The sequence below is a fragment of the Paenibacillus sp. N119s genome, from assembly GCF_059447605.1.
In genome coordinates this window covers 1-11696 of the sequence record NZ_JCAJRU010000165.1, presented here as the reverse complement: position 1 = coordinate 11696, position 11696 = coordinate 1, and the positions used below count along the sequence as shown (strand labels likewise).

Genomic DNA, 11696 nt, shown 5'->3' with positions numbered 1-11696 from the left:
TCCTTCCTTCTAATTAGTTCCATTCTAATTCTTGATGTGTTACAAAAAGAATAGAAATAAACATATCATTTCATTTTTTACAAAATAATCATATATGAGTTTTCTCGTATAAAAAAATGAGCAGGTAGGATACTAAATCCCCCTGCTCATTTCAGTGATTGTATTTATATCATTTAATTAGCTGTCGGTTCGGTTCCCCACACAAGTACACCGTTATGATACAAGGTAGCTTTCGCATGGTCGGCATATGAGGTTTGTGTGCCTTTATACGAATAATCATCACTTTCGTTATAGTTTGACCAGTCCGTTTTATGAATACGGGTTTGAATTTCGCCCGTGCTTCCTCCAGGAGCTAACACGCTTACATCCGAGTTGAAGCTGACTTCCAAATAATAATCGGCACCGGTTGCAGCTTTCTCCATTTTAACCAGCTTACCATTCAACTTCGAGCAGCCCAGCATCGCATAGTCGCAGTTGAATGTCTGCTCACGGTCACCGTCAATCGTGTAGTAGTAGCGAATTTTCAACTCGTTAAGCGGTATGGAGGTTGCGCCTTGGTTTACAATTTGGAAGTGCGGATTCAGGTGATTGTCGTTCACCTTGGTATCCGCTGTGCGATACTGGAGCAGCAATCCCGTTGTCGGCTGCTGTGTATCTGCTTTTGGCGCTGCGCTAGCGGTGTTCGACAGCGTCTGTCCTGCATCGTTCTTCGCTACGACTTGGTAGTAGTACGTCGTGTCCGCCGTTACGGCTGTGTCGGTGTAGTTGCTGCCGTATACATCGCTCGCCACAGTGGCGAACGCGCCGTTTTCAGCCGTCGAACGCTTCACTTCATAGCTTTTCGCATTCGCCGATGCTGTCCAGCTTAGCGATACTTTTGCCTTTTCGCCCGCGGCGTTTAGCGTGAAGCTGCCCGGTACGGACGGCTGCTCGGTGATGCCATACGTTTTCAGGTTCGTTGGAAGCTCATCCAGCGTAATGACGTTCGGATGATTATACACTTTTTTCAGATGCTCAAGACTGTTTTGTTTGCCATCTCTTAGAAAATCCCCATACCATGTAGCAAACCAGCTCCAATGGGCTTGATATGCCTTCATCAGATCAGGGTCCGGAATCGGTCCGTTTTCGCTCATGGCGACTAGCTTTTTGTCCTTACCCAGTGCAACAAGGTCTTCATATTTCGCAATTTGCGGGCTGTAGTCACCTGCCTGCGGATAAGAGTCAAAGCTCAAAATATCCACAACCTCATCTCCCGGATACCAATCCGGAGCAACAGAATTCCATACCCATATCAGATTGTTCAATTTGTGCACATTCGTCAAACGATCATGCATCAAAATATACAATTTTTTAACAGGCTCAGGACCTTTGGCGCCCCACCAGAACCATTTGCCTTCCGCTTCGTGCAAAGGACGAAACAGGACAGGAACCTTCGCATCCTGGAGCTTCTTTAATTGCGCTGCAATCACATCGATGTCGCGAATAAGCAATTTATAATCCTCGGACTCTGGATGATTCATCGCATATTCTACATCGAATGTGGTCGAATCGGCATAGAAGCCTCTCCACCATTCTTTTCCCTGCGTATCGATCAGGCCTTTCGGCGCGTTCCAGTGCCATGCAAAGGTAACGATGCCTCCTTGCTTATCCCATGCAATCGCCTTTTCCGCCTCAGTGGAACTAAGACCGTGTTCCGCTCTGCTTGGCGAATAGTCGATCAGGTCAAGCGCTGCAATCGCCGGCTTTTTACCTACATTGGCTTGAAGCCAATCTATCTCGTTCATTTCCTCTTGTCCAGAGAGCATATTCTTCCCGTATTGATCAACCAGGTAGTTCATCAATGCTTTGGCTTCTACGGTCGCATTCGGATTGGTGAGTGTTTTGGTTACCGCATGGGGAGGGCGATCAGCAGCAGGCTCCAGCCTGACGTAGTCGATATCGTACCAGCCCCAGCCTGTTTCAAAACCGATCGTATTCGCGCCTGCATTTAATAGAACCTTGCCTCCGGAAGTTTCTTTGAAATCTGCTGTTTTCTCCAGCAACAGTTCGCCAAACGCTTTACCGTTTAATGAGAAATTCGTACGTTTGTCATCATGAGGAGAACGATAGCCGATTGTAAGATTGTACAAACCTGCCGTTGGAGCCTGAATCGTCATCGTCAGAGAATCTCCTGCATTGTGGAAATTCGTTACATAACCAGTGCCAGAGTAGCCGGTTCCGCTGGATTCCACAATGCTTCCCTTCAGTGTGCCGTCTTCGGCTTCATAGCGAGCTGGACCGTTTACAGGCGTATTCGGAACCGCTTTCAAAACATGGGATTCGCTCGTTCCCTTATTTGTTTTGGCAGTTACTTTGTAATAGTATGGAGTGCCGTTCGTTAGGTTAGTATCCGTATAAGACGTTTCATTCAAATTGGATGCTACAGCAGTAAAAGGACCGTTTTCATCCGCTGCTCGCTGTACACTGTAGCCCACAACTTCGCTGGAAGCGTCCCAAGACAAATGGACTTTCCCATCGCCAGCCTCTGCTTTCAGCTTAAAGCTATCAGGATTTTCCACTGGTGGCACAGACGTATCTTTGCCAGCAGTCAGCACAATATGATAAGCCGTCAAAGGCGGTACGGTATAAGTAAAACGGTTGCCTGAAATTTGTGTAATCGGTTCTGCTTCTTTAATTTGTGGGCTATTTTTATCGAAGCCCCATACTTTACCGGAGCCGTAAGTCGTCTCGCCAGAAAGATCAAATTGGGCGTCGAATGCGCTGTCCATGCTTTTGTTCATGACCACGAGGTGCAGTTCCTTGTCGGATGCATTCGCTATGGAAGCATGCACGGAGCTGTTAACAATATCCGACGTTTGCGCACTAACACTCGTATCACCGAAAGTAGCGTTTTTCCCGTCATAATTGCGATAAAGCTTGTAAGCAGCACTAACGTAGTTGTTCGCACCATCTTTTAACTTCCAGTAGTTTGCCATATAAACATCGTATTTTCCGAAGATGCCCAGCACATCGGCCATCGCAATCCCGCCAGAAATATCATTTTCACCGCCATAGCTATACTCGGTCATTGCCAGCTTGGTTCCTGGATAATACTTATCCACCGACTGCTTCAACCGAGGCAGTATAGGCAAAAACTCGCTGTTCCACTGGGCGATCCAGCTATCTTCCTTATAAGTCGGGTCCCACAAAGTACGAGGTGCCTGCATTCTGGCTTGCTTCGTTTCATCATTGCCTACCTCATTCGTAATTCGTATGCCTCCGCCCATCGCCTCGGGATACCAGTGTACATCAAAGACATCCAGCAATCTCTTGCCTTCGGCTTTTGAACTGAGGCGCATTTGATCCAGATAATAGTCCACAAACCAGCTATAGTTGCCTTTTACAGAGTCCCAATCAGGTGCAGTTTGAAGATCTTTATAGGCGCCAAAACCATAAAGAACTGGCCCAAAAATCTCCGCTCCCGCATCAACTGCTTTCACAGCTTTGGATAAGCTTACGGACCGGTCTACCAGCTCTTTCGCCCCGACCTTTTCACCATGAATGCGTGGATGTGTATGCGACCAGAGAGCGGGTTCATTGTCGAGCGCATATCCTTTCACACCTGTCTTTGTTGAAGCAGCTCCGTACTTTTTCACTAAAAAATTAACGAACTCATCTACATACACCCGATTGTCATTCAGATCAGGCTGTAGCTGGAACGGTGCATTTTTAGCGTTTACGACCTGATTCCAACGAGCGGACGGAGCCTTTTCGCTTTCCTGCACACTGCCGTTTCCATCCTTGGCCACATAACCGGCCATTGGCAATGTAACTAAAGAATAAGCGCCAAGCTTCAGCGATTGATCATGAAACGAAGTCGTCACCGCTCCCGGCTTTTCGCATTCGGCTTGTGTCAGGCCACCATTACTACATAAATAGTTATCGCTGGATTGCTGCCAGTCACTTCCTGCATTGGACATATTGTTTTCCCAGTTGTATCCGGTCATTCGATTGCCACCAAGCCGTCTGGCAGCCATATGTTCATCGCCCGCCAAATCCTGATTCGTACCGTATATATAAGGACTAATTGGCTTACGATCCTTGGATGTATCTACTTTAATGGTGATAGTCTTTGCCGTTTGACCGTGAACTACAGCTGGAGCCGGTAAAGCCCCTCCTGCTATCATCGTGCATGCCATGACGACAGGCAGCCACTTGGAACGTTTGAACAAAATACTCCTGCTATTTTTCGCCTTCATGCCGTTTTCCTCCTTTACATTTGAAAAAGAGCAGCACCCATTCGAGTACCGCTTCCTCAGGCTTTTAGGCTCCTGATTCCAAACGAGTTGATTGTTCTGGTACAGCGTCACCTTACTCTAAACCATAAATTCATTTTTTATAGATACGTGCTTACATTCCTCCCATCGAAGCAGCAAGTATCCGATTGATTATACGCTCCTTTCCGTCCGAAATTCAGAATTGCTCGGATCTTCAAAGGTTGTAATACGGCTGTGCTATACGGTTCTACCGACCAAATCATCATATCGAACTATTTATGGGACGCAATGTCCATATCCATAAATTATTCTATATATCCATATAGCAGAACATAACTAGAGTTGACTTATTAAATAACTTTATAGCGTGAGTATTAAAAAAAGCCCCTTAGCTAAGGGACTTTTTATTTTGCGATAAGTACGCTATCCAATCGCAACAGCTTTTTTTCTTTTTCCTACCGTACTTTGTCCTTTTGAATAAGCTCGTAGTAGATCCGTGCAGACTCAGCATCTCCAGTGGATAAGATGTATTCTGCTAAAGGTGCGCACAACTTTTGGAGATAGAAGGAATACAGCAGTTCAGCCGTGTCAAAACGAATGTGCAACACGCGTTTCATCAGTTCTTCGAATTTGTTATAATCCAGTTCTTCCGGGCTAATATCAAACGGGTATTCTGGAAAGGTTTGTTTTTGAATCTCAACAAATTGCTCTTTAAGTTTTGGTTGATTGCCTGATCGTGCAGCCGAAAAATTCATCATAAAAAAAGATACAAAATCTGTCTCACGATCGCTTAACCCATAATACTCACACCAGCGCATGAACATCAGCGGTTTTACCATATATAAATCTCCTTTAACAAAAGTTCAGATTTATTATGAATCCTACAAAAATCTAACAGGTTCCAACTTATGTAATATATAGGTTAAGCCCCATTTTAAAAGATGATTCCTTAAAACAATTTTGCTATTTAACATATCCATTCTCTTATATTTCCATAAAAGTAGACAACAAAAAAGACCGTTTCAACATCTTAATGATGCTGACCTAGTCTTCTCATAATCATATGCATATGGATATTCGTATCTATTCTAATCTCCTACATAGCTGAAGGCTCACAGGCTGCAAGTGAACACATAGGCTGGCGGAACATTATAGTTTACCTTTTTAATCTGGATATCTGCAAAAAAAGTACGGAAGAAATTGTGTTTAACCTTGCTGTACTGGAACGTAATAAACTTGCCCTCCTGGCCTAACACCTCAGCCGTTTGTCCCAAAATGAGACTGGATAACGCAGCGGGTAAGCTGGTAAAAGGTAGCCCCGATACGATATAATCCACTTTCGAGACGTGGTACTGTTTCATATACCGTGCGACATGCTCGGCTGAACCATGAATAATGTGCACCTTCTCCAGATGTCCATATTTGCTTTGTAATGTTTTGTAAAACGATTCGTTAGCCTCTATCACTAACAGTAGCGTTTCTGGACGCTTGTTCAAAATCAGCTCTTGCGTAAACACACCCGTCCCGGCCCCATATTCAATAATACACGAGGCTTTGTCAAAGTAAATCGGTGTGGCAATTTGCTTGGCCAGCTGTCTTGAGCTGGGTATAACAGCGCCTACGCTGCGTGGGTGCCTGATGTACTCTCGAATAAAGTGAATCGCGTTCATCTTTTCCTCTCCCTGCTTGATACACATGATAGGCACTCGGTTCATCAAAGGTTCCCATTACATATTCATTGTATACCGATCAGAATATTGATTTCAAGCAGGCTACTGTTGCCATATACAAAAGAGGGTAGTCATATTCGATTCTAATCAAATTATGACTACCCTCTTGGTGCGATATCTATAAATCCATAGTGTCCAAATGCGTACCCTCTGTCTTGGAGGCCTGTCCCGTCTTACGTCGTCGTGCACCTATGTGCATGGCCACAATTCGGTAGATGGAGGCCGGCTGTATGGACACGGCCCAGCCTGCGTCTTCATCCGGCGCAAGCACAACCCCCAGTTGGTGGTGATCACCATCGTACATGCCTCGCTGTACAAACTTGCTCTCACCTTGCAAATTGCGTACCTCCAGCTTGCAAAAAGCAGAATTGACCCGCAGTGCCTGGTGCAGCTCGGCACGACTGTTCACCACCATGCCATTCACCCGGTAAATGGCTTCGCCCGGCTGTATGCCCATGGCTGTCGCCGGACTATCTGGCAGCACAGCGAGCACACGCATCCCTTGCTCTGGATGTACAAACATCGGGCTAAGACGGCTTTCCTCTATATTGCCGTACCAGATCAGCGCTTCATGAGCCAGAAAGGAGAATAACGCTGCCAGCAAGATCAGCGGACTCCACCAGGCTGCCAACAGGCTTAGCAAAAGCAAAGCCACACTGTACAGGAGCAAACGGTTTGAAGTGAGTGCTGCCTTCTGTCGTGGCAGCTGGCCGAGCGTCACACTGCTAAAGCCCATCAGGACCGGCAGCGTTGCTAGCATATACCCCGTTCCGGCAGCGCCACCGAACAAAGGTGTCCAGGGAAGCGTGAAGCCTCCCTGGGCAGGTACCAACAACAGCAACGGAATAGGCCAGAGGTCTTCCATACGATAGCCGCCAACCAATCGTCCCCGTTTGCCCTCAACAAACAGTGGAGTGGCTGCCTTTCCTCCTTGCCAGCGAACCAACAGCGCTTCAGCCACATGTAGCACAGCAACGAGCACTAAGAGTGCTGGTATATCCAAACCACGGATGGCTGCTACCGCTGTCCCAAGTGCTCCCCCAGGCTGCCAGCCACTGGCTACGTTTAGAAAAAACTGAACTACACCTAGCAGACCTGCCGAATAAGCAAGACATAGGTAACGGACGCGTACCAACATGAGCAATAATGTGGCTATCCACAGGCACACGATGGAAGTCGAGGTCAGATGCACGCTGACGAACATCCCCAGAGCGGATATTGCTACCCCAGCAAGTAAGCCGCTCCATACGACACGCCAGGTCTCAGCAGCCCAGCTATGCATTCTAGTATGAAATAGCTTGCGCTCCAGCAGCATTTGCCGACGATATCCAAGCGCGACAATGAGTATCGAGATATAGTAAAACGGCTGCAAAAGCAGGTACAAGCAAGCATTCAAGACGCTCCATCCCCATTGTAATGCCCATTCCAAGTCCATTCACACTCCTTATGCCCCTGGTCCGCTGTATAGCGGAGCACGTACATTTCATATCCATTTATTCTATATGAAATTGCCAATGTAGGGAAGACAAACTGACAGACTGCAAATAAATCCCAATAAAAAAGGGGGCTGTTTCCAGCCCCCTTGTTGTAGCCCTCTCTATTATTTCGCTACGTTTGCCTTCATTTCCTTCCGAATCTCTTCAATCCCCTGCTTGAGCTGATTGTCATTTTTCGGATCACGAATTTTTTCAATCAGCTTGGCTTCCATCGCTGCTGCTGTCTTCGCGTCAATGATGCCGTTAGCCGTCAGCTTCGCCTCTTTTTGAAAAGCCATAACAGAGCTTTCAGTCACTTTGTCAAAATAGCCATCCTCGCGACCTGGTTTGTAGCCCAAGCCTTGCAGAATGATTTGTGCATTTTTGACATCACTGCTATTCATATTGTATTTCAAGGACTTTTCCTTGTTCAGCGGTGCGGCCGTAAAGTATTCAGGCTGTTCCACCGCGATATCCGGCTTAATCCCTTTTTTATGAATCCATGTTCCATTTGGCGTCAGCCATTTGGCAATCGTAATTTTGAGTAGGCTGCCATCACCCATTTGCTTGTCATAGCTGGTTTGTACAGTGCCTTTACCAAAGGAGTTTTCCCCGATCAACACTGCACCAGCGGATTGCTGGAGAGCACCTGCCAGAATTTCGGACGCACTGGCGCTACCTTTATTCATGAGCAAAGTCACTGGGTAATTTTTGCGCGAACCTTTGGATTTCTCTTCCTCACGCTTCTGATTTTTATCTTCAACTTGTACAATCGTTTTGCCGGAAGGTACAAATTGCTCTGCAATATTAATAACGACAGAAAGCACTCCACCCGGGTTATTGCGCACGTCAATGACGAGTCCTTTAAGCCCTTGTTTTTCCAGCTTCGCTAACTCTTCCTTGAATCGTTCTGCCGTATTCAAGGAGAACTGGGTGATCGTAATAACGCCTACGCCGCCTTTTTCCATATGAGCCGTTACAGTTTCCATATCAATATTGTCACGGGTAATCGTGTATTCAAGTGGATCAGGAGAGCCGTTACGCTGAATTTTAACTTTGGCCTGACTGCCCTTCGGTCCACGAATTTTGGAAACAGCCTTGTTCAGATCCAATCCGTCCAGGGTTTCACCGTTAACAGACAATATAATATCCTTAGCGCGTAGTCCCGCCTTCTCAGCTGGAGAGCCTTTGATTGGTGTGACTACGACTACTTTTCCGTTCTCAGCCGCAACTTCGGCCCCAATCCCAGTAAAAGAGCCTTCTATGGATTGCTCGAACTGCTGTGCCGTTTCTTTACCCATATAAGAGGAATACGGATCGCCAAGCGACTCCATCATACCATTGATCGCGCCATCCACCAGCTTGGTACGATCCACATCCTGATAATACTGTCCCTGAATTAAGTCCATCGCTGTCTCAATTTTGCGGATATCACTTCTGGAGGAGGAACCACTCCCTGTCACACTCGCCAGCAGTCCTTCGCCCAAAGCGCTATTCCCTACTGTAGTCGTTCCAGTATAAGCAAAAGTGAGCAGACTGCCGCCAAGCAGCCCGATCACCATCAAGAGTACCGCTGTACTTTTTTTCAACATCTAATCTTCCACCGCCTTCTCTTTATCTTGTATCCTATTTTCTCACAACGCATCCATGCACGAAGTATACGTCTAGCTTGTACGGAATATGTTAATTGTATCCTACTCCGTGTCTCAATGCACATGTTCCTTATTGGATATGATCCATTACAGCAAAACCCTACCTGCAACCGCACAGGTTACACATAGGGCTTACCATATCTGTTATAGATAATTCATCGGATTTACAGGTTTATTATTCTCGCGCACTTCAAAATGACAGTGAGGCCCTGTAGAATTCCCCGTCGAACCCACTTCCGCAATTTTTTGACCGCGTTTTACGGTTTGCCCCGTATGAACTACTGTACCACCATTGCGAATATGTCCGTACAGGGTCCATAGTCCATCTCCGTGGTCAATGACTACCGTATTCCCATATCCACTCCACCATTCAGCAACGATGACTACACCGTCTTCAGCTGCATGAATATCGGTTCCCTGCGGAGCCGCCAGGTCAATGCCTGTGTGGCCTTTAAGCTTGCCGGTGATCGGATGTACCCGCATGCCAAAAGTAGATGAGAGTCGGTAATTGGCTACAGGCGTAGCCAATGTCCCCGATCCGCCTGTATACGAGCTGGCAGCCGCATGGCTGGAATTCGAGGCAGCACCTGAAGATGAAGATGCATATCGCTTGGCTGCAGCAGCACGAGCAGCTGCTCTAGCGCGGGCTGCTTTGGCAGCTTGCTCGGCTCTAAGCTTGTTCTTCTCCTGCACCAGTCCCACACGTTTGTTCGCGAGCGCTACTAACATATCGTTTTGCTCTTCACTGATTTCATCCGATTCAGCAATATCATGATCGTAGCCAGCAATCAGTCTTTGCTTCTCTTTTTCTTTTGAATTCAATTGAGCTTTGGCGTCTTGCTTGAGCGCATACAGCTTCTTGGCATTTTTATATTCCGTATCAAGTTGTTTCTTTTTGCTTACGACCAGAGCCTTGTCCTTTTTATGCTCGTCCAACAGAATTTGGTCCTGCTCCACGATTGTTTTCAGAGAATCCACCCGGCTGAGAAAATCACTGAAGCTGGCCGAAGACATAAGCACGTCCATATAAGAGACTGTTCCATCTGTATACATGAGACGCACGCGAGTTTCCAGCATTTTTTCCCGCGATTTGATGCGATCAATGGCTTCGGCTAAATCTTTTTTAGTCGCACGCAGGTTATCTTCCGTTTGATCGATCTGAACCGCTACACGAGTCAACTGATCACTGACGCTGTTAATTTGAGCGAGTACCGTTTTCAGGTTCTGTACGGTTTTATTTTTATAATGCTGAGCATACTGTTTATCTTGAGCAGCCTTTTGCTGTTGTTGCTTTGCAGATTTGGCTTGCTTTTCTAATTGGTTTAGTTGCGAATTGAGTTCACTCATGCTTTTGGCATATCCGTCAGAAGGCTGGATTAGCAATGCAGCTACCAACGTGGCAGCCAACACAGATCCTATTTTTTTCAACTTGCACTCCCCATCCTTTATCGCAAAATAACACCGGGCTTCCCCGTTCTATTGAATCAATCACGACGTTCCACCAAATGCTTCTTAGACTTTCAAGAACTTGCGCATGGACAGGGTACTGCCAATAATGCCGACCAGCATCCCCAAAATAATCAGCAAAGCACTCAGCTGAATCCAAATGCCTTCAAGCGGCATCAGCTTCAACATATTGAGAGCGATATCTCCCTGAACGGCTGTCAGCAAACGCTGATAACCTGTAAATAAAATTCCTACAGTAATAAGAGAACCAATAAGACCAATAAGCGCGCCTTCGATAAAAAACGGCCATCGTATAAAGAAGTTGGTCGCACCGACCAGCTTCATAATGCTGATTTCTCTGCGTCGTGCCAATATCGTGACTCGAATCGTATTCGAGATTAAGAACATAGACATGATCGCCAGTCCGGCGACGAATATAAAACCAACGTTGCGAATCAGCTTGGTAATGGTAAAGAGCGTCTCAACAGTGCCTTTTCCGTAACGAACCTTTAAGATCGGTTTCTCAGGGTGCACTGTATTCAGCTTCTCAATCTTCTCAGCCACAAATGGAACTGTCGTGGGTTCAATCACTTCTACCACGATTTTATCCGGTAGTGGATTGCTGTCCTTGTCAAAACCCTCCAGCAGATCCTTGCCGCTGTCTCCCAAATCTTTGCGCAGCTCCTCCAAGCCTTGAGCTTTCGTCACAAAGGTCGTTTTGCTGATTTCCGGCATTGCCGCGATTTCCTTTTGCAGCGTTTCACGCATGCTTTGATCGACATTGAGTTCCAGGAACACGTTCACTTCCACCTGGCTATCTGCTTGATCAGCCAAGGAGTTGACGTTAAGCACCAGCATGATAAACACGCCGAGTATGAGCAGTGACACAATAATTGAGGTGATGGATGCTATGGACATCCAGCCATTGCGGAATATGTTTTTGAAACCTTCCCGCATATGACGCAAGAAGGTATTAAAAGTCATATCCATACTCCCCTCTTACCTGGTCTCTTACGATGTTGCCATTTTCGATGGCGATGACACGTTTACGCATAGAGTTCACGATGTCCTTATTGTGTGTCGCCATCACAATGGTCGTGCCCCGAAAATTAATTTCATCGAGCAACTGCATGATCT

General features: G+C 46.5%; 7 protein-coding genes and 1 pseudogene. All 8 read right to left on the bottom strand.

Annotated elements, in window-relative coordinates; translation table 11 throughout:
* Positions 1 to 173: 173 nt before the first annotated feature.
* A complete protein-coding gene (locus AC5V8P_RS17695; RefSeq protein WP_064797861.1) occupies positions 174 to 4238 on the bottom strand; it encodes a glycosyl hydrolase in 4065 nt (1354 codons plus the stop codon).
* Between the two features lie 473 nt (positions 4239 to 4711).
* Positions 4712 to 5095, bottom strand: a complete 384-nt coding sequence (locus tag AC5V8P_RS17690; RefSeq protein ID WP_063212320.1) for a hypothetical protein — start codon at positions 5093 to 5095, stop codon at positions 4712 to 4714.
* A 273-nt stretch (positions 5096 to 5368) separates the two neighbouring features.
* A complete protein-coding gene (locus AC5V8P_RS17685) occupies positions 5369 to 5926 on the bottom strand; it encodes a class I SAM-dependent methyltransferase (RefSeq protein WP_063212319.1) in 558 nt (185 codons plus the stop codon).
* A 178-nt stretch (positions 5927 to 6104) separates the two neighbouring features.
* Positions 6105 to 7421, bottom strand: a complete 1317-nt coding sequence (locus tag AC5V8P_RS17680) for a PDZ domain-containing protein (protein ID WP_064797860.1) — start codon at positions 7419 to 7421, stop codon at positions 6105 to 6107.
* Positions 7422 to 7586: 165 nt separating this feature from the next.
* Positions 7587 to 9053, bottom strand: a complete 1467-nt coding sequence (locus tag AC5V8P_RS17675; RefSeq protein ID WP_064797859.1) for a S41 family peptidase — start codon at positions 9051 to 9053, stop codon at positions 7587 to 7589.
* Positions 9054 to 9257: 204 nt separating this feature from the next.
* A complete protein-coding gene (locus AC5V8P_RS17670) occupies positions 9258 to 10541 on the bottom strand; it encodes a murein hydrolase activator EnvC family protein (RefSeq protein ID WP_064797858.1) in 1284 nt (427 codons plus the stop codon).
* An 84-nt stretch (positions 10542 to 10625) separates the two neighbouring features.
* Positions 10626 to 11543: a permease-like cell division protein FtsX gene (ftsX, locus tag AC5V8P_RS17665; RefSeq protein WP_064797857.1), complete on the bottom strand. Its 918-nt coding sequence runs from the start codon at positions 11541 to 11543 to the stop codon at positions 10626 to 10628.
* Positions 11533 to 11696 (bottom strand): annotated as a pseudogene (locus tag AC5V8P_RS17660) (cell division ATP-binding protein FtsE); the annotation flags it as partial. The pseudogene AC5V8P_RS17660 and the gene ftsX, both read right to left, overlap by 11 nt.

Bases quoted from the DNA above. Each gene is read 5' to 3' on its own strand.
- AC5V8P_RS17695 (WP_064797861.1), bottom strand. From the start codon at position 4,238: ATGAAGGCGAAAAATAGCAGGAGTATTTTGTTCAAACGTTCCAAGTGG.
- AC5V8P_RS17690 (WP_063212320.1), bottom strand. From the start codon at position 5,095: ATGGTAAAACCGCTGATGTTCATGCGCTGGTGTGAGTATTATGGGTTA.
- AC5V8P_RS17685 (WP_063212319.1), bottom strand. From the start codon at position 5,926: ATGAACGCGATTCACTTTATTCGAGAGTACATCAGGCACCCACGCAGC.
- AC5V8P_RS17680 (WP_064797860.1), bottom strand. From the start codon at position 7,421: ATGGACTTGGAATGGGCATTACAATGGGGATGGAGCGTCTTGAATGCT.
- AC5V8P_RS17675 (WP_064797859.1), bottom strand. From the start codon at position 9,053: ATGTTGAAAAAAAGTACAGCGGTACTCTTGATGGTGATCGGGCTGCTT.
- ftsX (WP_064797857.1), bottom strand. From the start codon at position 11,543: ATGACTTTTAATACCTTCTTGCGTCATATGCGGGAAGGTTTCAAAAAC.